The organism is Oxalobacter vibrioformis (assembly GCF_027118995.1).
Lineage (GTDB): Bacteria > Pseudomonadota > Gammaproteobacteria > Burkholderiales > Burkholderiaceae_D > Oxalobacter > Oxalobacter vibrioformis.
On the sequence record NZ_CP098242.1, the window covers coordinates 2338628 to 2362883 of the forward strand.

A 24256-nucleotide genomic window follows, 5' to 3' on the forward strand; every position below is an offset into this window, starting at 1 on the left:
TTTACCAGCCGTGACCGTCGTTAATGGCAGGCCCGTTTTTTAGGTACATGCGTAATGCTTCTCCCAGTGCTGTTTTCAGGCCATCCTTTGCCATGTTTCTGGCAAAATCCAGGGCGGCAGAGGTGCCTTCTTCGGGGACGAGTTTGTCCAGCCGCAGCGTTGCCAGATGGATGAGAAACTTTTCGGCTGCCTCATCCGCACCCCGAACGGATGCCGCCTCTTTTTTGGCTTCGCCAAGTGCCACTAATTCAGGCTTGTATTGTCTGTACTGAAGGTAATGCCGCCTGAAATGAGGGTCCTGCATCAGCGAATCGAAAGACATGCGGTCATACCTTTCCAGTGCATTTGCCTCTGTCGTATGGTAAGCGTCGCTTATTTCCCCAGCGATAAATGCTGATCCGATCAATCGGGGATTGATCCCATATTGCCCTGTCAGGGTGGCAAAGGCTACTGCGGGAATCAGGCGAGCCACTGCATTGCCGATCTCCACGGCCTTGCCTGTAGCGGTGCTTGTGCCATCCGGGGCAGTCAATGCAGAATCCCCGTTCATAGCATCCTTTCCACTTCGATATACCTTTTCCTGCAACCCCGAAAAGGTTTCTACCAAATTGCCGTTTCCTGACGCCCGCGATATCCTGTTGATGGAATGTGGAATGAGATCTGCCCACTGGACGGGAGGTACGTCGAAAACGCCGCCATACATATTGGTGGCAAACTGGTTCCCGATACTGCTGGCGGGCGTCTCGTAGATATCGGCTGCTTGCCTGGTGACATCGTCTGGTTGCGTGTTCAGGTAGGCTGCCTGGTAGTTGTCCTGGTAGCGCGATATGCCGGTTGCCCCATGACGGGCGTTATCTGCGCTGTCGGCCTGGTTTCGCAGGTCGTGAATCATCTGCTCTTTCCTGATGATCGGGGCATTTCCTGTTTGCCGCTGTTGTGCATCGGCTCCGGCAGCGCGGAAGGAAAGGCTGTCACCGGCATGGTTCCGGTTTTTCTCCTGGTTTGCCGTGTTGATGGTTTTTTGGGATTGTTCGGCGGCTGCTGTTTCGGCAGGACTCAATTGCCCCATACGCTGAAATGCTTTCAGGGCGGCATTACGGGCCGGTTCATCCGAACGGTAACGGAATGCCTCATCGGTTTTTCCGCTCCAGTTCCATTTCAGTTTTGCGGGATCGGCCCGATCCTGTATTTCCTGCATGGTGTTGCCGTAAAGATCGGGTGAGTCAGTTGGACTGGCTGCGTTACCGGAAAGGATATCCCGTTTTCGGGGAATGCCGAAAAAGGCATTCTGGTTTTCGCGTCTGACCCGTTCATCTTCCAGGCCATGCGGTGATGCTGTGCTGCTGTCATCCGTACGGGTGATACTGGCTGGCGAAAAAGCATAAGGCGCTGTACCCGCCGCCGCTAATGATGTGCTGTCCGATGGACTGATGCCGTTGTTTTCCGTAAAGCCGCGGTCAACATGGACTGTCCTGAAATTGGTATTCCTGTCCGGCAAGGGATTATTGTTATCAAATAGGTTTTTCATGAAGGTTTCCGTATAAGCTTGTCTGTGCCTCCTGTATGACGGGGTGACAGAATGTAAAGGACACAGTGGACACTGTGCTCTCTACCGTTATACGCTACTGTCAAGGGGGCTCAGGCTATTTGACCGAAACTTTGTCACATCATCGGGAAAGGCTGATGGGCTGTGGGTTTGGGGAAAAGGGGTGCGGACGATGCAGCGAATGGTTTGCTGCATGTGCCCGTTTTTTCGCTAGCTCGGTTTCAAGAGGCCGCCGTGTCCCGAGCAGGCGCCGGTGCCTTTCCCGGATACGTTCCCGTCCTTGCAGTAAGCAGGCGGCTTGTGTTCTCTGCGGTATTTTGATATTTCGTCCTGGTAAAAGCGGCGGGTATCCACGCGTGTCTCGCGTGAGGTACCCCAGGCCTTGTTGCTGCCATAGGAGGGATCATGCGGGCTAGCCGCTTCATAGAGTGCCCGGGCTGCCTTGCGGGAGGTCTCGCTGGTTTTGTTGTTGGCGGTATTGTCGGCCAGGCTGCCCTTGACGGGTCTGGTGGTGTAGGGGTAAAGCGATTCGCCGGAACGGGTACCGTAGTATTTTTCGGGTTTTTTGTCCTGCCGGTCCGGTGTGTAAAGGCTTTTTGCCTGCCGGGCAGGCGGGGTGCCTTGTGCAGGCGTGTGCCAGGCGTTTTTCTGCCGTGTGGAATAATCAGGCCCGACCCACTGGTGCGTTGACCTGGCGGAAGGGGCCGGGGCGGTGGTTGCGCCGTAGGTATTGCTGTCTATCCGGCCGCTGTGGCGGTGACGGTTTGGGTCGGCGCTGTGGTAGCGCATTCGCTCGTCATTTCTGCGGCTGCCCCGGCTGTAATCCCGGTTGTCTATCCTGCCGCCATAGCTGCGGCTGTTGCGGTTACGGTTTTGCTCGAATTCACGGTCGATCTGCCGCTGCTCGCGCGCCTTTGTGCGCTCCCATTCGGCACCGGGGTTGGCGCGCTGGTGGGCGGGCCGGTAGTCACCGAAGAGATTGTTCGGAACCCCGCGCCCGAACTGGTCCACCTGGGCATGGGAAGCAGGCGCCAGAAGGGCAAGGAAAAGCGGCAGCAGGGAAAAGCGGAGGAGAAAACGCATGCGGGCTTTCAGGGGTCAGATTAGCGCGATGATACGGGTGCCGGACAGACGGTACCGGCAAACACTTCCATTACACCATGCCGGGAGGCCGGGTTCAAGTTTTTTTTGCCCGTAAAAGCGGCAAAAACGGGGGGACAGATATGCAGTAATGTTTTTTTTGGGCCTACACTTCCCTTTTTGAATGCCTGTGTTGCTGCCCCTGATCCTGGATGGATATGTCAACCGGAAAAATCCAGATACCGAAAGAAGATGTAACGATTGCCTCGCTGACAGCGGCGACTTTTTTTACGTATATGACGATCGGCCTGCCGCTGTACCGCGAGTTTGGCTTTATTTCCCTCGGGATTGCCACCCTGCTGTTGCCGCTGTTGAGTTTTCTGCTGGATATCCGGGTGCCCAAAACGGAGCCACTGGGAGGAGAAAAGCTGCGGCTTTCCCGTATTATCGGCCTGATCTGGCTGCCGTGTGTGGCGCTGGCGCTGCAGGGAACGGGGTTTGCGCTGATTGGCACGTTTGTGTCGCTTTACTTCAAGGACCAGGGCTGGGGCAATGCAGGCTTTGCCCTGACATGTTTCGGGCTGGCGTATGTGCTGATGCGCGTTTTTTTCGGGCAATTGCCGGACAGGCTGGGCGGCATCCGGCTCACCTGTGTTTCGCTGGCGGTTGAAACGGCGGGCATGCTGGTGCTGTGGGCGGCGACGTCTCCCGTGATGGCGCTGGCAGGGGCCACGCTCACCGGTGTGGGCTGCTCATTGATTTTTCCCGCGCTGGGGGTGGAAATCGTCAAGCGTATCCCGCCGCAGGTGCGGGGCACGGCGCTCGGCGGCTATGCTGCTTTCCAGGATATTTCGTATGCCTTTACGGGGCCGGTTACCGGGGTTGTTGCCACCATGCTGGGGTATTCGTCCGTTTTTGCGATTGGCGCTGCCTGTGCGGTATCAGCTATCGACGTGGTCCTGTATTTTGCCCGCACCAGCCGTTAGGGAAACGTTGCTTAAAAGGCTTTGTGAGCGAATTGCTGCGTTACGCGGTGCTCGCAACCTTCGCCTGTCTTAAGATATATCCTGGTTGCTGCGCGCGGTGCGCCTTGCACTTCATCTCCCAAAATCATTTAATCAGCGTTTCCTTAGGCTGGCCCAATAGTCCCGCGACAGGCGGAAGATGACAGGGGAAAGCAGCACCAGCGCAATAAGATTGGGGATGGCCATCAGGGCATTGAGCATATCTGCCACGAGCCACAGCGAACCCAGGTCGACCTGGGGCAGGGTGCCGATGGGGATCAACAGCACCCAGGCAACCCGGAAAGGGGTGATAGCCTTGACGCCGAAAAGGTACTGGGTGCATTTTTCGCTGTAAAAACTCCAGCCGATGAGGGTGGAAAAGGCAAAGAGCACCATCCCGAGTGTCACCATGTATTTGCCGAATCCGGGCAGGTCGCTGGAAAAGGCGAGGTTTGTCATGGCAGCGCCATTGGCGCCGCTTTTCCAGGCGCCGGTGACGATGATGACAAGGCCTGTCATGGTGCAGATGACGAGGGTATCCATGAAAACGCCGATCATGGCGAGTGTGCCCTGTGAGACGGCGTTGTCTGTCTGGGCCACGGCGTGTGCGATGGGGGAACTGCCCATGCCGGCTTCATTGGAAAAGACGCCGCGGGCAAAGCCGAACTTGATGGCTGCCCAGACGGTGGCCCCGGCAAAGCCGCCGGTAGCCGCGGTCGGGCTGAAGGCGCATTCGACAATCAGGGAAAGCGCGGCCGGGATTTCGGTGATGTTAAGGGCAAGGATGATGATGCCGGAGAGGACGTAAGTGGTTGCCATGACGGGAACCAGCTTGCCGGTGACGTCGCCGATGCGCTTGATGCCGCCCAGCAGCACGGCGCCGGACAGGATGGCGGCGATGATGCCGGTTATCAGCGGATTGATGCCGAAGGTGTCAAAGAGGGCATCCGACATGGAGTGGGACTGTACGGTGGTGCCGATACCGGCGGCTGCCAGCATGCCGAAGACCGCGAAAAGGACGGCCAGCCATTTCCATTTTTCTCCCAGGCCGTTTTTGATGTAGTACATGGGGCCGCCGACGGTGTTGCCCAGCTCGTCTTTTTCACGGTAATGCACGGCCAGGGTGGCTTCGCAAAACATGGTGCCCATGCCGATGACGGCAATGACCCACATCCAGAATATCGCACCGGGGCCGCCATAGTAGACGGCGGTGGCAACGCCTGCAATATTGCCTGTGCCCACATGTGCGGCCATGGCGGTCATGAGGGCATTGAAGGGGGTGATGTCTCCGGCGGCGCCGCTTTTCTTGCGGCCTGCCCACATGAGCGAAAAGGCGTAGACCAGGTGCCGCTGGGGAGCCAACTTCAGCCCGAAGGCGAGATACAGCCCGACACCGGCCAGCAGGAGCAGCATGGGCGGTCCCCATACGATGGCGTTGACGTCTTTTACCAGGGCGATCAGTTGATCCATGTGTTTTGCCTGTCGGTTTCGCGGGCGAAAAAAGGCGATTTTACCAAGTAATGCGGGATTTGAGCGCTGGCCTGGCTAAAACGGAACGAAAATGCGAGCCTCATCCTGGCGGAATAATTTTTTGCCAGGTCTACCAGCTATTTTATCTTCATTGCAGTCCATAAACGGACTAATTCTTTGGGTTTGTGGTATAATAAGCCAAATATGGTCTTTTTGTGCTGCCGATATCGATAGCACAGTAAACCTATGCACGCACAGGGACACAAAATATGTTTGAACAAGACAACACATCCAGGCCACGGGATTTGCCCGGCCCCGAGAAGTATTGGGGTGACAGTCAATGGCGAATACACAGGACCATGAAGGATATGGGTATCCTGTCTGAGTCGGACAACCTGACAATCCCGGCGCACATTGCAGCCGAACCCGGCAAAGTGGCAGCCGAAACAGCGGCATTCTTTTCAGCCAAGGAAAGGCAAAAGCCGGATTTCCTCTTCGGAGAAGACACAGGTGTGACGGTACCCAAAAAGAGTCCTGTGGAGCAATCGTCACCCCTATTCGGGGAAGCAGATCAGGCTGACAGGGCTACGCTATGGAAGCGCGCCGCCAAAGCCGCAGGACCGGGCAATACCGATACAGGGGACCCAACCGGCGGGATAGGCAAGCTTCTTGATGACTACGGAAAAAACCACAGGGTAAGCCAATGGGCAGAGCAAAAGGCATCTGGGACAGCAGCGCCGTACAAGGCGGGTGGGTTGGCGTCCGGCAGTGGGTCGGTGGTGAAGCGCAATTTATCCCCGGATGTGAGCGTGGCAACACAGCCGCCTGTGACAAGGCCGGAAAATGAACGATACGCCGAGGGGCTGCGTTTTCTCGGGCCTGATCCGGAGGACAGGATGAACATGGCAAGAGATATCTTGGATGCTTCAAGAGCGACTCGGGCTGGCAGTCACATCGCAACAGGATTTGCTCTGGGCGGTGCAAAGGTAGCGAGCAAAGCGGGAGATTTACCTATCAATTCATACAATATTTACAATGGCCATTATGTTCCGGTGGAACATCTCAGCCCAGAGGAAATCGCTGAAGCAGATAAGCAGAATGCCCGTCAGATTACACCTTGGAGCAATGTAGTAAAAGAGGGAGAAAAAGGCTTGCGAAGTTTAATGGAAATGGATACGCAATCAAACAATGCCGGGAATGCCACCTTATCTGGAGAAATAGCTAAAAAAGGAAGCGAGATCGCCTATCTGGCTCCCGAAGCAGCGCTTGAAACCTGGGGCGGCAGGTTGGTAAATGGCCTGTCTCTTGGACTTGACGCTTCCAATGCCGCGCTCAAAACCTATCATGAGAAGATGCTGGCCTTCAGGCATTGGCGCGATGAAGACATCTGTGATCCTGTCAAAAACCCGATATTCGGCTCCTGGTGCCAAAAAAAACTTCGCTCGGGCAGGGACCTGCGCTCAACGGCCATGGACGTGCGCCAGCATATTGCTCTCTTACATGCGCTTAAAGAAGCCACCATTCCGCTGGGCGTGGGGTGGGCCAAGAAACGGATAGGCAGGGCTACAGGCCATGCCGGAGAAAGCAGCGGCGTGCGTCTGGCCCAGAACATGGAACTCAACGCCGCAGCACAATGGGCAGAAGACATCAGGGAAACCTACGGTGACGACGTCCTTCAAAAAGGGCTCGACATCATGGACAACCTCATTCGATACAACGAATGGCACATGCATTACTTCTGAAGGCCTTGCGAAACAAGGCGGCGTCATGCTGAAAATCAAGAAGTCCGGCAATCACAGCCGGGCTTTTTTCATCCTGGATAAATGATTTTATGGCAGAATTATTCCACAGCCATGATTTGCGATAAGACACCCATGACATTCCACATTCCCCTACGCCAGAAAAGCCGCCAACTCTTTTTCCTGCTGTTTTTCTTCAGCATGGCAATTACAGGCCAGTCATGGGCTGCATCCTTTGAAGATGGCCTTTCCCCTTATCAGGAAGGAGATTATCCCAAAGCTTTCCGATTATTTCATGATGCCGCTAGAGAAGGCAATGTCAGGGCACAGGCCCAGGTCGGCTACATGTATTTTGAGGGACAGGGCGTCAAACAGGACAAGGCCGAAGCCGCCAGGTGGTACCGCCGCGCGGCTGAGCAGGGCTGGGTCATGGCCCAGTACAACCTGGGAATGCAGTATGAAGAAGGGTGGGGCGTCAAAGCAGACCCCAAAGAAGCGGTGAAATGGTACCGCAAGGCGGCCGAAAAAGGGCATGCCAAGGCCCAGACCAAACTGGGCTGGGCCTGCGCCCATGGTTTGGGTTTACGGCAGGATCATGCCCAGGCCGTGAAGTGGTATCGCAAGGCAGCAATACAGGGAAATGCCACAGCCCAGAGCAACCTGGGGTTTGCTTACAGTAATGGAAAAGGCGTCAAGCGGGACTATGCTGAAGCGCTGAAATGGTATCGTCAGTCAGCGGCACAGGATTACGCCCTCGCTTATCACAATATAGGTTACCTCTACGTCCTGGGTTTGGGTGTCAAGGTAGACTTGGTCGAGGCCGAACGCAACTTTCGCAAGGCAGCCGAATTAGGTTGGGCCGAATCCCAATACATGATGGGCATGGGCTACCTAAGCGGGGAGGTCTTGCCGAAAGACAATGCCGAAGCCGTGCGGTGGTTTGAAAAAGCGGCGGCACAGGGGCATGAGGAATCGAAAAAGGAGCTGCTGAAACTCAGAGGCGGCTGAGACTGAGTATCCCGGCGAATTCCCTGTTACCCGGAGAAAGCGCTGAAAAGAAAACAGGATCGTCTGCCTGCTTCCCGAAACAGCCCTTGAAACCTGGGCGACAGATTGGGAATTTCCCTACTTACTTGAACCATCCGTTGAATGTCCTCTATGAAAACCAGCCCAGGCCAACGACAGAAAATCATACCGGGCCTATTTTTTATTCTCAGCCTGTTCGTAGCAAGCCAGGCATGGAGTGGTTCCTTTGAAGATGGCGTTCCCTCCTATCAGGAAGGAGACTATCAAAAAGTCTTTCAACGCTTTAGTAAAGCGGCAAAGGCAGGCAATGCCAGGGCACAGGCCCAGGTCGGCTACATGTATTTTGAGGGGCAGGGCGTCAAACAGGACAAGGCCGAAGCCGCCAAATGGTACCGCCGCGCGGCTGAGCAGGGTTGGGTCATGGCACAGTACAACCTGGGAATAATGTATGAAGAAGGGTGGGGCGTCAAAGCCGACCGCAAAGAAGCGGTGAAATGGTACCGCAAGGCGGCAGAAAAGGGGCATGCCAACTCGCAGGTTAAACTTGGCAACGCTTATAGTGATGGTTTGGTTTTCAGGCACAATCTAACAGAAGCCTTCAAATGGTATCGTAAAGCTGCTGAGCAGGGAAACGCTGCCGCACAGAACAATTTGGGCCTTTGTTACGACAATGGTCAAGGTGTCAGGCAAGATTATCTTGAAGCCTTAAAGTGGTACCGACAGTCGGCGGCTCAAGATAATGCGCCAGCCTACCACAATATGGCGAATCTTTATGTCCATGGTCTTGGTGTTGAAAAGGATTTGACCCAAGCCGAACGCAATTTTCGCAAGGCGGCCGAATTAGGTTTGGAAGAATCCCAATACATGATGGGCATGGGCTACCTAAGCGGGGAGGTCTTGCCGAAAGACGATGCCGAAGCCGTGCGGTGGTTTGAAAAAGCCGCGGTGCAGGGGCATGAGGAATCGAAAAAGGAGCTGCTGAAACTCAGAGGCGGCTGAGACTACCGATCCAGTCGGCGCCCTTGCCGGGGGTAATGCACACCTGTTGATGCGGCCTGATTTTTCTGCTGGGTGTAAAAGGGACGGGAAAGGCGCTATGATTGTGAGGAAAATGTCCGATAAATGGAAGCAAAGAGAGTGAAGCAGATGAAAAGAATACCGTTTGTTGCCCTGCTGGTGATGGGGGTTGCTGCTCTGGGAACGGCTGGCGCTGCTCCTGCCTCGACAGCAAAGGGCAAGCCTGCGAAGGCTGCCGCTGCGAAGAAAACAGAGAGGCAGGAGCCGGAAAAAGCCGCCGAGCCGGTACGTGAAGCCGCGCCGCAAAGCCCGGTCGCCATCAACAGCATGGCGACGATGTATTACAAGGGGCAGGGGGTGAAGCAGGATTATGCCAAGGCGCTGTACCTGTACAAAAAGGCGGCAGCGCAGGGGCACATGGCCTCGGTGATTACGGTTGGCGCCATGTATGAATACGGGCAGGGCACCCGGGCCGATTATGCCGTGGCGATGCAGTGGTACCAGAAGGCCGCGGATCAGGGCTATGCCAGTGCGCAAAAGGCGATTGGTGATTTGTACCGTCTGGGGCATGGTGTTGCCAGAAATGAGGCGACCGCAGCGCAATGGTATAAAAAGGCGGCAGACCAGAATTTTGCCGAGGCGCAGTGCCAGCTGGGTTATCTGACGCTTCGCGGGCGGGGGGTGCCTGCTGACCCGCTGAAAGCCCGTGCGCTGTTTGAGGAAGGGGTGCAGCAGAACAATGCCTGTTCCCAGCATTACCTGGCTTTCATGTACATGAGCGGGATGATAACCGCGCTGCCGGATACGAAACGGGCGCTGGAACTGGACAAGCTGGCGGCAGGCAATGGCAATGCGGAAGCCCAGTACAACATCGGCAAGGCCAACGAGATCGGCTGGATGGAATATTCCACGGACAGGGAAGCTTTCAGCTGGTATGAGCACAGCGCCAGCCGGGGCTATCCGCTGGCGATGGAGCGCCTGGCCGAGGTGTATGAAAAAGGGCAGCTCAAGCAGGCTGAAGATCCGGAAAAAGCGGCCCTGTGGCGCGAGCGGGCCAAAGCGGCCTGGGCAGCCTGGCCTGAGCCGCGTCCGGCGTCGATGGATGGTGTCCGCTTTATGCCGCAAAAATGAGCCGCAACGCGTAAGGCAGGGCGATGAGGATAGCGCTTGTTATCATTGTTTTCCTGCTGGTTTTTTTCGTGCTGATTTGCGTGCTGGTGCCATTGGCAAAAGCCCGGCTTGGCGGAAGCTGGCATATTGCGCTGCCCATTGTTCTGATCGGGCTGGCTTTCTGGGTGAATAACCGGATCGTCAATTCGTTGTGGCGCTGTACGGTTTGCCGGCAGGCGCTTTCCCGCCTGCTGGGGCGATCATCCCTTCGTCCGGAGATGGTCGAGAATTGCCCGCATTGCGGGTATTCCTGCGTGGTGAGGAAAAAGCCGGAAAACGGGTTTTTTTTCATGAAAAAAGGAGGCTTCAAGCCTCCTTTTCTTTCGGGCGGCTTACAGGCTGCCGGGGTCTGATTTGCGGGTGGAGTCCAGGCTGTCTTTCAGCCGGATACGCTCTTTGCCGATCTCACGTGCCCTGGCTTCGGCTGCCGCCTGTTCTTCGTTATCAAGGATCTGGCCGGGATCACTTTCATCCGGCGTGACGGCCGGGGGCGGCGTGTTTTTTGCCAGCTCGGCAAATTCAGGTGAGGCCAGCAGTTGCTTCATGAATGCGGTGAGTACAGGCAGGTAGTTGGATGCGGCCTGCATGCAGGCGATTTCACCGGTGCCCAGGCTGCTGTATCGCAGGGTTTCCTCAATCGTCATGGTCCTGCCGTTGGAGGAGGTGAGCGTCATGCGGATGATCCACATGCCTTTTTCGGTGTCGAAGTCAATGCGGTTCAAAAGGGCCGTGATGGTGACAGGTGAGGCGGGGTCATAGCGCTCAGCCTGGGTGAGTTCGTCAATGAGGGCGTAGCGGATGGCGTCGGCATAGGTCCAGCCGTCCTGTGGCGCTTCGACGATAGCCAGGCTGCCGCAGGTCAGCTCTTTCCTGAAGCTGGCGTCGGCAAATTCGCCGATGTTGACAGGGATTTCGACGGTGGTGCGCACGGTTTCCACATTCTCCGGGTCGGGCGTGTAATGTGAAACGCTCTTGTAGATGGTGCAGCCGGTAGCAAGGGTAATGACTGCCAGCATGGCAAGTATTTTTTTCATGGATGCTTTCCCCGATGACGAACGCAGCCTTCATTGTAAGCGATGATATGGCCGATGTTGCCAAAATATGTGGAAGCTTTTTGATGCAATCGGTGTGGTTTCAGGGTTTGCGGATGCTGAATTCACAGCCGCAGTAGGTCTGGTTGTAAAAGGCGTTTTCGGCAAGGAGGATGCGGCGGCGCTCGGAAAGGCCGTCTTTTCGCCAGTTTTTTTCCCAGAAGGTGACGCCGCCGGTTTCCTCTGCGGCCCGGTGCCCGGCGGTGGCGATCTGCTCAAGGCTTTTCCAGCGGGAGGAAGCCAGCGTGGTGGCAAAGCGGGAAAAGCCCGCTTCTTTTGCCCGGCGTGCGGTGGCAAGCATCCGCATGTTGAAGCAGGCCTGGCAGCGGGAGCCGCGCTCCGGCTGGTCTTCAAGGCCGGCGATATGGGTCAGCCATGCCGGGTGGTCGTAGTCGCCATCCACGATGGTCAACCCCAGCTTTTGGGCGTAGCGGGTGCATTCGTTTTTGCGGATGTCGTATTCTTCCTGCGGGAAGATGTTGGGGTTGAAGTAGAAGAGGGTGGGATGCTCGCCCTGTGCCACGAGCCATTCAATGATGGCAGCGGAGCAGGGGGCGCAGCAGGTATGGAGCAAAAGCATTCTGGTCTGATCGGGGTTGTGATACAACAGGGCCAAGTTACACCATTTTGGGTTTTTGTGCCAATCCGGTGCAGCAGGGTCTTTTTATCTCTGGAGAAAAATATGCAGGAAACGGCTTCAATGCGTCAAAACGCAGGACGCACGGCACGGATGGCGCGGCTTTTTGCCACCGCCATGATGGTGATGGGGGTTGTCGCATTCATACACGGGTGTGCGCAGGTGGACGCACCGGATTCGTCGATGATCGAGCCGGGCTTCGGGCAGGGGGGAGAAGTGGATTGCCGGGCTGCAGAAAGAGGCGATGGAGGGGGATCCTCAAAAGCAGGTGATGCTGGCGGCGAGTTACCAGGTCGGGGTTGAGTTGCCCAAGAGCCTGCCGCGTGCGGCTTACTGGTATAAAAAATCGGCGGATAATGGCGACGTGCGGGCCTACAAGAAGCTGGCTATCATGTACAAGGATGGAACAGGGCGTGGCGCTGATTACGCAGGCTGCGCAGATGGGGTATCCAAAGGCGCAGTACATGATGGGTAAAATATATGAGGAAGGGCGCGGCGGTATTGCGACTGACAGGGAAAAGGCGCAGCTGTGGTACCAGCGTGCGGCAGCGAAGGGAGAGGAAAGGGCTATCCGGAAAACAGGAATGCCCAGGGCAGACTGAGCGCCGCTTTTTGTGAAAAAGAAAAACAGGAGGTTTGTTGCCTCTTGTTTTTTTTACAATCAGTTACCATTTGTTATCAAAAAATGTATATTTTTTTACAACAAAAATGTTGACAAAAAGACATCGAAAGCGTATCTTCTGTTGCATGAAAAACAACAACTCCTCTCTGAATTATCTTGATGAACCGCTTTCGGGGAACCGTACCAGACGCCAGCGGGATGCCATACTGGGCGCTGCGGCAAATCTGGTCACCCGGGAAGCTTTTGCCGATATCGGGTTTGCGGATCTTCTCCTGCGCCTTTCCTTTGACAGGCTGGCGGCAAACGGGCTGGCAAGTCCTCATGAACTGGCGTCGTTTTACCGCTCGCCTGACATGCTGCTCAATGCGCTTTTCGATACCATGCTTGTCCATCTGGATGCCCGGATTTCACGCGTTGCTGCCAATGATCCGGAGAGCCTGGGGCGCTTTGAACGTGCCTACCGCATCGTAATTTCGGGACGGGCCAACCTGGAGCCGCTTATTGTTTCGGGCCTGGATGGCGCACTGGTTTCGCGGCTCTTTTTCCTTTTCATGTCGGTGATGGATCATGAAAGCCGGCATGGCACCAGCTTTACGCTGCAACAGCGATGGATGGGGTGGTATAACCGGCAGATTGCCCGGTATGATGAGGAAGAGGGGGTGGGTGCTGTTGCTGCTGCTGCAACGGTAGCTTGATCTATTGGGCCGTTGTTACGCGACGGCGGGCACGTTTTTTTTATCCTTCGCTGGTGTTTGAGTCTACGATCAGACTAGTCCTCTATTTATCTTCATAAGGTGGGTGACTGACCGGCGGCAGGACACTTTTTAGCTAATCAGAAAAAGAAACCAAAAAAGGCTCCTTGCGGGGTGATATGCCCCTGCTTCGCAGACGGGATGGGGCAGCTTCGCTGCCATTGAAAAAGCGACATAGCGAGGAATAGTAGCGTGTGCTGAGCCTTTGGCGAAGCGCACGAACACAAGCTGGCAAAAAAAGAGAACCCACCCTTGCCGTGCGTACCTCGTGCGCCGCACTGCGTTTGGCACACGCTACGTATCCGGGCAGAGAAAGAGAATATATCCTGTGCATTAGCTATAGCATGAGAAGATACCCTGCAAATGCCACTGACGCGGTTAGCAGGCAAATGCATTACGGCGAAGCCGATGAGGTGATGAATGGCTGGAGGTTCGCAGGCGGCTGTTTGAGAGAGCGAAGCGAACGAGTTCCGGATGCCGGCACTAAGGTGAAGCGCCGAATCGGGAATCCCCGCTGTGTGGTGGACGAGAAGTCCGCACGGCACTTTTTGGTTACTTTTTGCTGCCGGGCCAGTGGGGTAAGAACGAGCGAAGCGAGGACAAAAAGATCGTTGCTGCGGGTCACAACCAGCCACCTTATGATGTTCTATCGAGGTCTAATCTGAGCGTAGTGAATACAACAAGCGAAGGGTATTACCCCAATCAAAAGGCGTAGACACGCCCACTCGCATAGGATGATAAAACAAAACGCACCTGCCGTCGCGTAAGCACGGCTTCCCCTCTCGCTTGACAAAAAACCGTCCAGACGGTATGATATGAGTCATGCAAGTTGAAACTGTCATAAAAAAGGAACCCGCACCGGGCAGAACGCGCAGGAATGATCCTGCGGCTTTGCGCTCGCGGCTGCTGGATGTGGCCGGGAAGATCGCGATTGATAAAGGCGTGGCAAGTGTGACACTGGATGCGGTGGCGCAGGGAGCTGGTGTGAGTAAAGGCGGGCTTTTGCATCATTTCAAGGGAAAGCGCGCGCTCCTGGATGCGATGTTTGACCGCATCCTGGCCTGGCTGGAAAAGCGGATTGCGGTTTTTGCGAAGGAAGATACGGATGCTTTCGGGCGTTTTACCCGCGCCTACCTGATGACGGTGACGCATGTCGATGTAGGCGCGAGTGAGGAAAACCGGCTTTTTGGGGTGCTTTCGCTGGCGATGACGACGGATATGGGGCTGCGAAGCCGATGGCAGGAATGGATAAAGGATCAGATGGCGCTGTACGGCGAGATGGCGGATTCGCCGGAACTGTGGATCGTGCAGTATGCGGCAGACGGCCTGTGGCTGGCGGACCTCACGGAAGGGATGGTGTTTGCGCCGGCTTTCCGGGAAAGGATGGTGTCACGGCTGGTTGAGATGACACGCGCTTCGGCCTACCGGCAGGAGAATGGCGACGGCAGGGCGGTGTTTGCCGGTGAGGCAAAGAGACAGAACAAAAAAGGCAAGCCAAAGTCGAAAACTTAGGTAATTTTGCCTGTCAATCTGAAAGCGTCCTTCGGGACGCCGGATTTCAAACAGGGCGGCACGCAAAAGCGGGCTGCCAACAGGTCAAACCGGCAGGTGTTTCGACGCCGGATTTGAAAAATACGCCTTGAGGGTGGTTACAAAAGGCTCGCGGTTGGGCCCGAAACGAAGCATATACAGGTGCAATGATGCAAAGATATGGAAGATGGGTGGTGCTGGGGATTGTTTCCAGTGCCTTGATGCTGGTTGTCATGGATATGACGGTGCTGTATACGGCGCTGCCGAGTCTGACGCATGATTTGAAAGCTTCTGCGTCGCAGAAGCTGTGGATCATGAATGCTTATCCGCTGGTGGTGGCGGGGCTTTTGCCGGGGCTTGGCACGCTTGGGGATCATCTGGGTCACAAGCGGATGTTTGTTGGCGGCTTGATGGTTTTTGGTGTGGCGTCGCTTTTTGCGGCGTTTTCGCCGGTGCCGGAATCGCTGATTGCTGCCCGGGTTCTCCTGGCGGTAGGTGCTGCGATGATGATGCCCGCGACACTGTCTATTATCCGGGTGACGTTTACGGATGAAAAAGAGCGGGCCATGGCTTTTGGTATCTGGGGTGCGGTGGCGTCCGGCGGCGCGGCTTTCGGGCCGGTGGTGGGGGGTGTCCTGCTGGAGTATTTCTGGTGGGGGTCTGTTTTCCTGATTAATGTGCCGGTGGTGATTGCCGCGCTGGTAACGGGGGTGCTGCTGCTTCCGGAAGGTAAAAAGCAAAAAGGGCGCACGTGGGACCTGGTTGGTTCGGTGCAGGTGATGGTGGGGCTGGTTGGCCTGGCTTATGCGGTAAAGGAGATTGCCCGCCGTGATTCCTCGTGGGTGATTGCGCTGGCTGCGGCGATTACCGGTGTGATCGGGATGGTGGTTTTTGTGAGGCGGCAGACAAGGAGCAGGGTGCCGCTGATTGATTTTTCTCTTTTCAGGAACCGGCCGTTTTCGATGGGCGTGATTGTGGCGCTGGTGATGTCGGTTGCCATGGTGGGCGTCGAGCTGGTGTTTTCGCAACGCCTGCAACTGGTGTTGCAGTTGTCGCCGTTAAAAGCCGCGCTGCTGTTGATTCCGCTTCCGCTGGCGGCGTTTGTCACGGGGCCGCTGTCGGGCTGGCTGGTTGCCCGCTTCGGCATGGAGCGGGTTGTCTGGATGGCGCTGATGGCAGCCTGTGCCGGTTTGCTGGGGCTTCTTCTTTTCAAGGATGCCAGTCGGGTTTATCAGGGGATCAGTCTGGTGTTTCTTGGTATGGGGACGGGCGCTGGCATGACGGCAGCGTCCAATGCGATCATGAGTAATGCACCGGCGGAGCGTTCGGGTATGGCGGCGTCAGTAGAGGAGGTATCGTACGAACTGGGTGGTGCTATTGGCATTGCGCTGATGGGCAGCCTGCTTTCGATTATGTATACGGTGTCTTTTGTGGTGCCGGAAAGCGCCAATCTGCCCGCTGTGGTGCGTGACAGCCTGGATGAGGCGCTTCTGGTCGCGGAAGGGCTTGGCCCGCAGGCAGCCGCTGAACTTTTCAGGTTGGCAAGCGCGGCGTTTGAAAAGGCGTATGCGGTGGTACTGTCAACGGCTTTTGTGATTGTACTGGCTACAGCGCTGGCTTTTCGGTTGTCGGGACACGGCGATGCTTCCAGCAGCTTTGATATGCGTGAACGGGTGCACTGATCTGGCTAATAGACCTTTTATGAAAAAACAGGGCACAACGCCCTGTTTTTTTTGGGCGTTTTCAGCTGAAAGGGGGGTGTTTGTTTGAAAATGGACCTTTTTTGGCTGTTTTTGCAGCGGGGCAGCAGGGAATGCCTGGCAGGGGGTGCGCCATAATTTGCCTGTTTTTTAGGCGATGTTTTGTTGCGGGCCAGTGTTTATGCGTTTTTCGGAAAAGCCGCAAATGGTTTTGCTGCAGCGGTGAAATTACCCACATCTGGATTGAATGACATGGCAAGATGAATGCTTGGGTTTGCCTTGTTTTCAGGAGGTTACGCTATGCGGGCGGGTGGTTTACCACAGGGGGAAGTCCTTTTTTCCGGCAAGGTTTTTTTCCCCCTGTTTTTCTTTGTGCTGTACATGGTTTTTGGGAGCCTGGCGCATGCGTCGGGGGGCGACACGTTTTCGGCCGTGAAATCCCGTGCGGAAAAGGGGGAGGTGGCTGCGCAGCTTGAGCTGGCATTGCGGTACGCGGAAGGTGACGGGGTCAGCATGGATTATAAAAAAGGGTTTTACTGGCTGAAAAAGTCGGCGGATAACGGTTATGCTGTTGCCCAGTTCAACCTGGGACTGATTTACGAGCAGGGGATGTATGAGGTACCGCAGGATCTGGAAAAGGCGGTTTTCTGGTACCGGAAAGCAGCAGATCAGGGGGATGTGGAAGCTCTGTTCAGTCTGGGCGCGTTTTATCTTAAGCATGACAGGAATACGGGCAAGGCGACGGTGCCGATGGCAAAGGCCGCTGAACAGGGCCACGCGGGCGCGCAGTATTTTCTGGGCATGCTGTATGAGCGCGGTGATGGGGTTGAGCCGGATCGTGAGATTGCCATCGCGCTGTACCAGGATGCGGCAAGGCAGGGGCTGGCTGCTGCCAGGGAGCGGCTTGCTGCATTGGGGGTGGGCAATCCGGCGTTTTCTGCGGATTATGACAAGTCTTCCTTCGCTGCGGTTTTGGCGGCGGCTGAGGGCGGTAATCCGGCTGCCCAGCTGCAAATGGCCAATATGCTCCTGGATGGTGACGGGATTGAGCCGGATAAGGACAAGGCGGTGAAATGGGTCAATCAATCGGTAGCGCAGGGATATGCACCCGCGATGCATGTGCTGTCGATGATGTATATGACTGGAGAGGGGGTTGCCAAAGACGAGGAAGAAGCCCTGAAATGGATGAGGAAAGCGGCTGACGCGGGAAGTGACGCGGCCCAGTTCAACCAGGGGCTTTATTTCCAGAATCTTTCGGGGGATCGCGCCAGTTACATGCGGGCACGCTTCTGGTATACGAAGTCGGCAGAGCAGGGGAATCCGGCAGCCCAGGTGAATCTGGGGCGGATGTATGAGCAGGGGATGGGGGTGCCTGCGGATATGGGGCTGGCGGCAAAGTGGTATCTGGCTGCTGCCCGGCAGGGGTTTCCTTTGGGGCAGCACAATATTGCCTGGATGTATGCCAACGGGCTGGGGGTGCCGCAGGATATAGAGAAAGCGGATTACTGGTATTTTGCCTTTCTGGCGAACGGGGAAGCGGTGGTAAACCCTATTTTGGAGGCGGTGGCGAAAAGCGAGGGGGAAGGTGACGGCCCGATTCCCGCCTGGCTGGAATTTGTCCTCAGGAACGGGGATGTGATCGGCAGCGTGATCAGGGACTGGGGTGAGATGCGGTATGGGCGGTATTAGGGCGTGTTAATGCCACAGACGCGTCTTTCATGGAAATAGGGAAAAACCTGCTATTGAGCAGGTTTCAGACTGCTGACAAAGTATTGCAAAGTCCCTGGCGTTAAGCCTGGGATTTTGCTTTAATGGAATTGCTTATAGATATCCGCATAAAAGGCAGGCTCTGATGCTAAAGACACCGACACCGCAGCAACACGAATTGGAGATGGTCACCCTTGAAGAACTGGTTCCCAAAGACCATCTATTAAGACTGATAGACCGCCACATCCATTTTGACTTTATCAGAGAGCACACCGCCCATCTTTACAGTGCGGACAATGGCAGGCCCGCCCTTGATCCCGTAGTTTTATTCAAGATGCTCTTCATTGGGTACCTATTCGGGATAAGATCAGAGCGCCAGATAGAGCGTGAGATTCAGGTTAACGTAGCCTACCGCTGGTTTTTAGGCTTACGCCTGACAGACCGTGTTCCAGACGCCAGCACCCTTTCCCAGAACCGCCGTCGTCGCTTTGCTGGCACAGACATAGAACAAGTCATTTTTGACGAGATTGTTGAGCAGTGCATCCGTCATGGATTAATAGGCGGTCGCGTTTTTTACAGTGACAGCACACACCTCAAAGCCTCGGCCAACAAGAACCGTCACGAACGTCACCTTGTTGAGCAAAAGCCCGTTGCCTACCTTGCAGAACTCAACAGCGCCATAGAAGCCGACCGTTATTCCCATGGCAAAAATCCCCTTTCAGACAGAGACGACGAACCGCCCTCACAAAAAGAAATCAAAGTCAGCCCGGCAGACCCTGATGCTGGCTACCTTGTTCGTGATGGCAAGCCCAAAGGTTTTTACTACCTGGACCACCGCACCGTTGACGGCAAGTACGCCCTGATCACAGACACCCATGTGACGCCGGGAAATGTCCATGACAGTGTTCCTTACCTGAAGCGTCTTGACAGGATGCAGTCACGTTTTGGATTTGAGATACAGGCCGTAGGCTTGGATGCAGGTTATGACACACCACACATAGCCAAGGGACTCATAGAGCGAGGCATATACGGCGTTATCGGTTACCGTCGTCCGAATCACAAGGCGGGCTACTTTTACAAGCGGCAGTACAGCTATGACCCTCAAGGAGACTGTTATCTCTGTCCCAATGGAAAGCTTTTACCTTACCGTACGACCAACCGTTCAGGGTACCGGGAATATGCCTCTCAACAAGGGCAATGTACGGACTGCGCCTTTCTTATGCAGTGTACCCAGAGCCGCAACCAGATAAAACTGATCACCCGGCATATTTGGCAGGGCTTCAAGGAACAGGTTCATGACAATCGCCTGACGGCAAAGGGCAAGGCGATTTACCGTCGGCGACAGGAAACGGTAGAGCGCAGTTTTGCGGATGCGAAAGAGTTGCACGGTCACCGTTATGCGCGTTACCGTGGTTTATCGAAAGTGAAGGGGCAGGCGCTTTTAGCGGCAGCGTGTCAGAACATGAAGAAGATGGCACGCCTGCTTGAGGCAGCAAGCCTTGCTTTTTTGCGCCATTTCCCGGGAAGATTCGGCCTTGTCATTGGGATATTTCGGCCAAGGGGGCTTAATGGAAAATGTGATAGCTATTTTAATTTTGTTTTGATCTCCCGATAATGCGCCAATGAAAAAACCCCACTTCGAAAAAAATGGGGTTTGTCAGCAGTCTGAAACCTGCTATTGAGCAGGTTTTTTTGTGGCGGCCGGGATTGTGGCTGGTGGAGGAAAAATGGCGGTGGCTGCATGGTAAGATGCGGTATGCCTGCCGGTCTGGGCAGGGCAGGGGCTATGCAAAATCGAATGGCCGGCTGGCGAATCTGTCTGTGCGCGGCATGTTTGTCGCACACGACGACGGGAAGGCATACGAGTGGGCGAAAAAAGGCGCGGATGCGGGCGATGCCTATTCGCAAAGCCTGATGGGGTACCTGACCCTGTATGGCAAGGGCGTGGAGAAAAATTACGGTGAGGCCCGGAAATGGCTTCGGATGGCATCAGACAAGGGGGATGCGTTTGCGCAGTACCGGCTGGGCCTGATCTATGAGACTGGCGCGGGCTTCATGGCGCCTGATGCGGAAAAGGCGGCGCACTGGTATGCGGTGTCTGAGGAAAACGGTAACAAGGATGCGAGAAACCGGCTGCGTGAACTGAGGAAAAAAACGGGGGGATAGCTATCTGTCCAGCAAGGGAAGGGAAAGCCGCTGCGGCGTCAGGTTGCAGCGGCTTTTTTTGTGGATGGGCGAAATCCGGCGGGTGGCCTTTTGTCGGGAAGGGGCATGCCAGCTGGCTTTCAGGGGTGGCGGACAAAGATCGTAACAGGGAGACTTGACAGCTGGAAAAGCGGGGTATAACGGAAGGAATGCACCGGGAAACCGGTGCATTTTTTTTACGTAAAAAAATCCGCGCTGGCGGCATGGCCATGCCTGCCAGGGCAGCGACACAGGAGGAAATATGAGTTTATTTGAAGCAGACAGGAAAAACCTGTTGGGGAGTGAGGGCAACAGCAACGGACAGCCGCGTCCCCTGAAACAGATACTGGAAAGTCATATCGATAAAATCAACGAAGGGTATACGCTGCAGGAGAAACCCTGGCAGCAGGCGGTGAGCGGGAGTGCAAAGTCGCATTCAGGGCGACCTTTAATGACGATATTATCCGAGGGGCTTGACGAGATTAACCAGGGCCATAAGCCCTCATACGATCCGCATGAGGCGGTAAAAGGGTTGCAGAGGGCCAGCTATAAGCCGCTGGTGATGCTGGCGCAGAACCAGGCAGGCGGTGGTGCCGGTGAGGGCTATGGCAGGCGCGTGGGCAACAGCCTGCACACCGGGGATACGTGGGGGGCAAATAATACCTTCCATAATGTGCAGACAGACCCGCATGCGCAGGATATGAATCGCAGGATGCTATATGGAGAAGATTCGGAGAAAGCGGTTGCGCATCTGAAGGCGTCGGCAAGACTGCCACATGTCCAGGTGATGGCGCCAGTGGTAGGTGGTTTTTTTCATGGCGTGGCAGAGACTGCCACACCATTTGTGGAGATGGGGGCACAAACGTTTAATGCGTTGTATGGGGAGACGGAACCAGGGAAAGCGTTGGCTGATTTCGGGGAAAAAACAAAAGGGCTTGAATATGCAATTGAACAGATGGAAAATAACTCTCCACTCCTGACACAAAATGGCAAACCGACCACGTTGGGCCGTGCCGTAAGTCAAACTGGTAAACTGGCGAGGGCCGCTCCTGGCGCGATAAGGGATTATTATGCGCCTGGGCTTGGTGTTGCGAGTACGCTGTACAACGCGGGAAAGAAGGGGCAGCGCGTGTACAACCAGACGCTGGCTGATCAGGAAACGGCACAACGGCTTTCGGGAGAGAAAAGACACCGGGAAGAAATGAAGTCTGAAGCGTTTCAAGAGGGGCTGCTCTCAGGGATTGCCGATGCAGCAGCCGGATTGCCCGGCCATTACGTGGAAAAGGCGACAGGGGCAAATACCGATTGGGCTGTGACAAACATCATGCAAAAGACAGTACTGGACCAGGGACGACCTGCTTCACAGGAGATGATAAAGCGGATGCTGGAGGAACTGATACAAAGCAGTGAATGGGATATGGATCATTTTTAGCGGGGTAAAACGAAAACCGGGGGCCTGAGGGAAGGTTCTCGGTTTTGCTGTTTTAACGTGATAGGAAAGTATGGCATCATGGGGCGCAACCCTGTATCGAGGAAAATAATATGACGCCTGTTTTCTCCCACCTTTTGCATGCGCTTGATGTGTCAAAAACTCAATGTGCCCGCGTGAAACGCCATTGGATGCTTTGTGTTTTTCTTTTGCTTTTTTCTCCTTTTCTTTTTGCTGGAGACAAGGAGAAGGCGGTGGATTATTACCATCGGGGTGAGTTGAAAAAAGCGTTTGTTTACATGGAAAAGGCTGCCCGGCAGGGTGATGCAGAAGCACAAGGTGCTTTGGGCCAGTTGTTTTCCAGAGGAGAGGGGTGTGGGCAGGATTCTGGAAAAGCAGCTTTTTGGTTCAAGAAAGCGGCCGAGCAGGGAGATATTACCGCCCAATACAATCTGGGATTGCAGTATATGAATGGGACGGGGGTCGAAATAGACTATGGACAGGCCCGTTATTGGTATCTGAAGGCCGCTGCGCAGGGGAGCGAGAGTGCATTATTCAATATGGGCGGCCTTTATTATCATGGATATGGAGTCACAAAAAATGATGCCGAGGCGGTGAGGTGGTATCTCAAGGCCGCTGAAGCAGGAAAAACCAGCGCAATGACTCAATTAGGACAAATGTACCGTAATGGCGAGGGCGTTACAAAAAACTTACCTCAGGCGTTGAAATGGACAACGAAAGCCGCAGAGCAGAATGAGCCGAAAGCGCAATATAACCTTGCCATGATGTATTACGGTGGTGAAGGGGTTGAGCAAAATTATGCGACGGCAAAGGCATGGTTTGAAAAAGCGGCAGAGCAGAAACTGGATGAAGCACAATATATGCTGGGGGTAATATACAACAGGGGGTTGGGGGTAAAGCAGGATAAACATGAGGCCGTCAAATGGTTTGCTCTTGCTGCCGCGCAAGGGCACGATAAGGCGGCGTACAATATTGCGACGGTTTATTACAACGGCAAAGGCATTTCCAAAAACGAAGCAGAGGCATTCCGGTGGATGAAAAGAGCGGCGGAGATGGGGCTGCCGGAAGGGGAGTTTGTGCTCGGTATCTTCTATGAGGACGGCGTCGGGGTAAAGAAAGATCAGGCTCAGGCTGTGATGTGGTACCAGAAGGCTGCTATGCAGGGTAATGCTGAAGCGAAAAAACGCTTGGATGCGCCGAATCTGAAATAAATCTGGGCTATTTTCTATGAAAAATTTTTTCAAAATACCCCTTTTTTTCCTGTTGCTAATCGGGCTCCTCGTTTCCCCTTCCCTTTTCGCCGGAGACAAGGAAAAAGCTGTGGCGTACTACAAGGAGCGCGACTATAAAAATGCCTGTATCTACATGGAAAAAGCAGCCGGGCAAGGGGATGCCGAAGCGCAGGGCATGCTGGGCAACTTCTATTCTGATGGCCAAGGCTGCAAACAGGACCATAGGCTGGCAGCCTTCTGGAACCGGAAAGCCGCAGAGCAGGGGCACCCTACCGCCCAGTATAATCTCGGCTTGCAATACGAAAACGGACGGGGCGTCAAACAGGATTACCAGGCAGCCTATCACTGGTACCAGAAAGCGGCTGGGCAGGGGAACGCATCAGCCATATTTAATCTGGGCGGTCTCTATTACAGGGGACTAGGTGTCACGGAAGACCATGCCGAGGCCTTCAAGTGGTATCTCAAGGCCGCCCAAGCAGGCAGTATTGGGGCTCAGACCCATGTAGGCGTTTTATACGCTGATGCGGATGGCGTGAAGCAGGATCTGGCTGAGGCGCTCAAATGGACAATGAAAGCCGCTGGGCAGGATTACCCGAAGGCACAATACAACCTGGCGATGATGTATTACGACGGTGAAGGCGTGAAGCAGGATTACGGTGAAGCCATGGCGTGGTTTCAGAAGGCTGCCGGGCAGGATTTTACCGAAGCACAGTACATGATCGGGGTGATGTATAGCCGGGGACTGGGCATTGCCCAGGACAAACCGGCAGCCATCCAATGGTTCATCCTTGCCGCCGGGCAGGGACACAGCAAGGCGGCGTACAACATTGCCGCCATTTACTACAACGGAGACGGCGTAGCAAAAAATGGTGCCGAAGCCTTCCGCTGGACAAAAAAAGCGATTGAAATGGGGTTGCCTCAAGGGGAATTCATGCTTGCCGTCCTCTACGAGGAGGGAGTGGGTGTAGAGAAAAACCCGGCCCAAGCCGCCGCACTGTACAGAAAACTGGCGGCACAGGGCAATGCAGAAGCACAGGAGCGGCTGGACAGGATGAAAAGAGGGAAGGGGAAATAACGGATGCTGCGGCGATGGGTTGTGCTGCATGCGCTGGCCGGCAGTTGGGCTGAGGGCGCGTCACGCGAGGCTATCCGGGAGCGGGTGGCAAAAGCGTATGACAGGTACCAGAAGTGCGGGATGAAAGGGGCGCGCTCGCTTTTTGCGACACAATGACTTCCCTGCTGGAAAAGTGTCGCTTTTTATACACACCTGTTACGTATTTTTCCGCTTTTTGTGCCTGA

At 55.1% G+C, this 24256-nt stretch carries 24 protein-coding genes; 19 read left to right on the top strand and 5 right to left on the bottom strand.

Annotated features, from left to right (window positions below; translation table 11 throughout):
• Position 1: 1 nt before the first annotated feature.
• On the bottom strand, positions 2 to 1528 hold the full coding sequence (locus tag NB640_RS11580; protein ID WP_269308848.1) for a hypothetical protein: 1527 nt from the start codon (positions 1526 to 1528) through the stop codon (positions 2 to 4).
• A gap of 228 nt (positions 1529 to 1756) precedes the next feature.
• A complete protein-coding gene (locus tag NB640_RS11585; RefSeq protein WP_269308849.1) occupies positions 1757 to 2629 on the bottom strand; it encodes a hypothetical protein in 873 nt (290 codons plus the stop codon).
• 215 nt (positions 2630 to 2844) lie between these two features.
• Between NB640_RS11585 and NB640_RS11590 the strand changes: the two genes are divergently transcribed.
• A complete protein-coding gene (locus tag NB640_RS11590) occupies positions 2845 to 3612 on the top strand; it encodes an MFS transporter (protein WP_269308850.1) in 768 nt (255 codons plus the stop codon).
• A 132-nt stretch (positions 3613 to 3744) separates the two neighbouring features.
• Here the strand turns inward: NB640_RS11590 and NB640_RS11595 are convergent, their stop codons facing one another.
• A complete protein-coding gene (locus NB640_RS11595) occupies positions 3745 to 5100 on the bottom strand; it encodes an alanine/glycine:cation symporter family protein (protein ID WP_269308851.1) in 1356 nt (451 codons plus the stop codon).
• 269 nt (positions 5101 to 5369) lie between these two features.
• Here NB640_RS11595 and NB640_RS11600 point away from each other — a divergent pair, with 269 nt between their 5' ends.
• The 5 genes from NB640_RS11600 to NB640_RS11620 all read left to right on the top strand — a co-directional run bounded on the left by NB640_RS11600 (position 5370) and on the right by NB640_RS11620 (position 10405).
• A complete protein-coding gene (locus NB640_RS11600) occupies positions 5370 to 6842 on the top strand; it encodes a hypothetical protein (RefSeq protein ID WP_269308852.1) in 1473 nt (490 codons plus the stop codon).
• A gap of 132 nt (positions 6843 to 6974) precedes the next feature.
• Positions 6975 to 7847 carry an SEL1-like repeat protein gene (locus NB640_RS11605; protein ID WP_269308853.1) on the top strand — a complete coding sequence of 291 codons (873 nt, stop codon included), beginning with the start codon at positions 6975 to 6977 and terminating at the stop codon, positions 7845 to 7847.
• A gap of 150 nt (positions 7848 to 7997) precedes the next feature.
• On the top strand, positions 7998 to 8864 hold the full coding sequence (locus NB640_RS11610; protein WP_269308854.1) for an SEL1-like repeat protein: 867 nt from the start codon (positions 7998 to 8000) through the stop codon (positions 8862 to 8864).
• A gap of 123 nt (positions 8865 to 8987) precedes the next feature.
• Positions 8988 to 10013 (top strand): tetratricopeptide repeat protein, encoded by a 1026-nt coding sequence (locus NB640_RS11615; RefSeq protein WP_269308855.1) that lies wholly within the window; start codon positions 8988 to 8990, stop codon positions 10011 to 10013.
• A 23-nt stretch (positions 10014 to 10036) separates the two neighbouring features.
• A complete protein-coding gene (locus tag NB640_RS11620; protein WP_269308856.1) occupies positions 10037 to 10405 on the top strand; it encodes a hypothetical protein in 369 nt (122 codons plus the stop codon).
• On the opposite strand, the gene NB640_RS11625 is transcribed toward NB640_RS11620, so the two are convergent.
• Positions 10385 to 11086 carry a hypothetical protein gene (locus NB640_RS11625; RefSeq protein ID WP_269308857.1) on the bottom strand — a complete coding sequence of 234 codons (702 nt, stop codon included), beginning with the start codon at positions 11084 to 11086 and terminating at the stop codon, positions 10385 to 10387. The two genes, NB640_RS11620 and NB640_RS11625, sit on opposite strands and share 21 nt — an antisense overlap.
• A gap of 100 nt (positions 11087 to 11186) precedes the next feature.
• Positions 11187 to 11723: an epoxyqueuosine reductase QueH gene (locus tag NB640_RS11630; RefSeq protein WP_269308858.1), complete on the bottom strand. Its 537-nt coding sequence runs from the start codon at positions 11721 to 11723 to the stop codon at positions 11187 to 11189.
• A gap of 120 nt (positions 11724 to 11843) precedes the next feature.
• On the opposite strand from NB640_RS11630, the gene NB640_RS11635 reads away from it, so the two are divergent.
• The 13 genes from NB640_RS11635 (at position 11844) to NB640_RS11695 (ending at position 24188) form a co-directional block, all read left to right on the top strand.
• Entirely contained in the window at positions 11844 to 12083 is a 240-nt protein-coding gene (locus tag NB640_RS11635; RefSeq protein ID WP_269308859.1) for a hypothetical protein, read from the top strand.
• Entirely contained in the window at positions 12052 to 12255 is a 204-nt protein-coding gene (locus tag NB640_RS11640; RefSeq protein ID WP_269308860.1) for an SEL1-like repeat protein, read from the top strand. Before NB640_RS11635 ends, NB640_RS11640 begins: the two co-directional genes overlap by 32 nt.
• Positions 12245 to 12382 (top strand): SEL1-like repeat protein, encoded by a 138-nt coding sequence (locus tag NB640_RS11645; RefSeq protein ID WP_269308861.1) that lies wholly within the window; start codon positions 12245 to 12247, stop codon positions 12380 to 12382. The genes NB640_RS11640 and NB640_RS11645 overlap by 11 nt, the downstream gene beginning before the upstream one ends.
• Positions 12383 to 12527: 145 nt before the next feature.
• On the top strand, positions 12528 to 13097 hold the full coding sequence (locus NB640_RS11650; RefSeq protein WP_269308862.1) for a hypothetical protein: 570 nt from the start codon (positions 12528 to 12530) through the stop codon (positions 13095 to 13097).
• Between the two features lie 879 nt (positions 13098 to 13976).
• Positions 13977 to 14666, top strand: a complete 690-nt coding sequence (locus NB640_RS11655; protein WP_269308863.1) for a TetR/AcrR family transcriptional regulator — start codon at positions 13977 to 13979, stop codon at positions 14664 to 14666.
• Between the two features lie 185 nt (positions 14667 to 14851).
• On the top strand, positions 14852 to 16366 hold the full coding sequence (locus NB640_RS11660; protein WP_269308864.1) for an MFS transporter: 1515 nt from the start codon (positions 14852 to 14854) through the stop codon (positions 16364 to 16366).
• Between the two features lie 318 nt (positions 16367 to 16684).
• Complete coding sequence (locus NB640_RS11665; protein WP_269308865.1) at positions 16685 to 18073, top strand: tetratricopeptide repeat protein; 1389 nt, start codon at positions 16685 to 16687, stop codon at positions 18071 to 18073.
• Positions 18074 to 18236: 163 nt separating this feature from the next.
• On the top strand, positions 18237 to 19706 hold the full coding sequence (locus NB640_RS11670) for an IS1182 family transposase (protein WP_269308866.1): 1470 nt from the start codon (positions 18237 to 18239) through the stop codon (positions 19704 to 19706).
• 32 nt (positions 19707 to 19738) lie between these two features.
• A complete protein-coding gene (locus NB640_RS11675) occupies positions 19739 to 20257 on the top strand; it encodes a tetratricopeptide repeat protein (protein ID WP_269308867.1) in 519 nt (172 codons plus the stop codon).
• 280 nt (positions 20258 to 20537) lie between these two features.
• Positions 20538 to 21707 carry a hypothetical protein gene (locus NB640_RS11680; protein ID WP_269308868.1) on the top strand — a complete coding sequence of 390 codons (1170 nt, stop codon included), beginning with the start codon at positions 20538 to 20540 and terminating at the stop codon, positions 21705 to 21707.
• A 110-nt stretch (positions 21708 to 21817) separates the two neighbouring features.
• Positions 21818 to 22936 carry an SEL1-like repeat protein gene (locus NB640_RS11685; protein ID WP_269308869.1) on the top strand — a complete coding sequence of 373 codons (1119 nt, stop codon included), beginning with the start codon at positions 21818 to 21820 and terminating at the stop codon, positions 22934 to 22936.
• A gap of 16 nt (positions 22937 to 22952) precedes the next feature.
• Complete coding sequence (locus tag NB640_RS11690; RefSeq protein ID WP_269308870.1) at positions 22953 to 24032, top strand: tetratricopeptide repeat protein; 1080 nt, start codon at positions 22953 to 22955, stop codon at positions 24030 to 24032.
• Between the two features lie 3 nt (positions 24033 to 24035).
• On the top strand, positions 24036 to 24188 hold the full coding sequence (locus tag NB640_RS11695; protein ID WP_269308871.1) for a hypothetical protein: 153 nt from the start codon (positions 24036 to 24038) through the stop codon (positions 24186 to 24188).
• Positions 24189 to 24256: the final 68 nt, after the last annotated feature.

Excerpts from the sequence above, each read along its gene's own strand:
- NB640_RS11660 (WP_269308864.1), top strand. The coding sequence starts at position 14,852 with ATGATGCAAAGATATGGAAGATGGGTGGTGCTGGGGATTGTTTCCAGT.
- NB640_RS11690 (WP_269308870.1), top strand. The coding sequence starts at position 22,953 with ATGAAAAATTTTTTCAAAATACCCCTTTTTTTCCTGTTGCTAATCGGG.
- NB640_RS11680 (WP_269308868.1), top strand. The coding sequence starts at position 20,538 with ATGAGTTTATTTGAAGCAGACAGGAAAAACCTGTTGGGGAGTGAGGGC.
- NB640_RS11670 (WP_269308866.1), top strand. The coding sequence starts at position 18,237 with ATGCTAAAGACACCGACACCGCAGCAACACGAATTGGAGATGGTCACC.
- NB640_RS11630 (WP_269308858.1), bottom strand. The coding sequence starts at position 11,723 with ATGCTTTTGCTCCATACCTGCTGCGCCCCCTGCTCCGCTGCCATCATT.
- NB640_RS11645 (WP_269308861.1), top strand. The coding sequence starts at position 12,245 with ATGATGGGTAAAATATATGAGGAAGGGCGCGGCGGTATTGCGACTGAC.
- NB640_RS11640 (WP_269308860.1), top strand. The coding sequence starts at position 12,052 with ATGCTGGCGGCGAGTTACCAGGTCGGGGTTGAGTTGCCCAAGAGCCTG.
- NB640_RS11595 (WP_269308851.1), bottom strand. The coding sequence starts at position 5,100 with ATGGATCAACTGATCGCCCTGGTAAAAGACGTCAACGCCATCGTATGG.
- NB640_RS11585 (WP_269308849.1), bottom strand. The coding sequence starts at position 2,629 with ATGCGTTTTCTCCTCCGCTTTTCCCTGCTGCCGCTTTTCCTTGCCCTT.
- NB640_RS11605 (WP_269308853.1), top strand. The coding sequence starts at position 6,975 with ATGACATTCCACATTCCCCTACGCCAGAAAAGCCGCCAACTCTTTTTC.
- NB640_RS11675 (WP_269308867.1), top strand. The coding sequence starts at position 19,739 with ATGGGGTTTGTCAGCAGTCTGAAACCTGCTATTGAGCAGGTTTTTTTG.
- NB640_RS11580 (WP_269308848.1), bottom strand. The coding sequence starts at position 1,528 with ATGAAAAACCTATTTGATAACAATAATCCCTTGCCGGACAGGAATACC.
- NB640_RS11620 (WP_269308856.1), top strand. The coding sequence starts at position 10,037 with ATGAGGATAGCGCTTGTTATCATTGTTTTCCTGCTGGTTTTTTTCGTG.
- NB640_RS11655 (WP_269308863.1), top strand. The coding sequence starts at position 13,977 with ATGCAAGTTGAAACTGTCATAAAAAAGGAACCCGCACCGGGCAGAACG.
- NB640_RS11665 (WP_269308865.1), top strand. The coding sequence starts at position 16,685 with ATGCGGGCGGGTGGTTTACCACAGGGGGAAGTCCTTTTTTCCGGCAAG.
- NB640_RS11635 (WP_269308859.1), top strand. The coding sequence starts at position 11,844 with ATGCGTCAAAACGCAGGACGCACGGCACGGATGGCGCGGCTTTTTGCC.
- NB640_RS11615 (WP_269308855.1), top strand. The coding sequence starts at position 8,988 with ATGGAAGCAAAGAGAGTGAAGCAGATGAAAAGAATACCGTTTGTTGCC.
- NB640_RS11600 (WP_269308852.1), top strand. The coding sequence starts at position 5,370 with ATGTTTGAACAAGACAACACATCCAGGCCACGGGATTTGCCCGGCCCC.
- NB640_RS11590 (WP_269308850.1), top strand. The coding sequence starts at position 2,845 with ATGTCAACCGGAAAAATCCAGATACCGAAAGAAGATGTAACGATTGCC.
- NB640_RS11610 (WP_269308854.1), top strand. The coding sequence starts at position 7,998 with ATGAAAACCAGCCCAGGCCAACGACAGAAAATCATACCGGGCCTATTT.
- NB640_RS11625 (WP_269308857.1), bottom strand. The coding sequence starts at position 11,086 with ATGAAAAAAATACTTGCCATGCTGGCAGTCATTACCCTTGCTACCGGC.
- NB640_RS11685 (WP_269308869.1), top strand. The coding sequence starts at position 21,818 with ATGACGCCTGTTTTCTCCCACCTTTTGCATGCGCTTGATGTGTCAAAA.
- NB640_RS11695 (WP_269308871.1), top strand. The coding sequence starts at position 24,036 with ATGCTGCGGCGATGGGTTGTGCTGCATGCGCTGGCCGGCAGTTGGGCT.
- NB640_RS11650 (WP_269308862.1), top strand. The coding sequence starts at position 12,528 with ATGAAAAACAACAACTCCTCTCTGAATTATCTTGATGAACCGCTTTCG.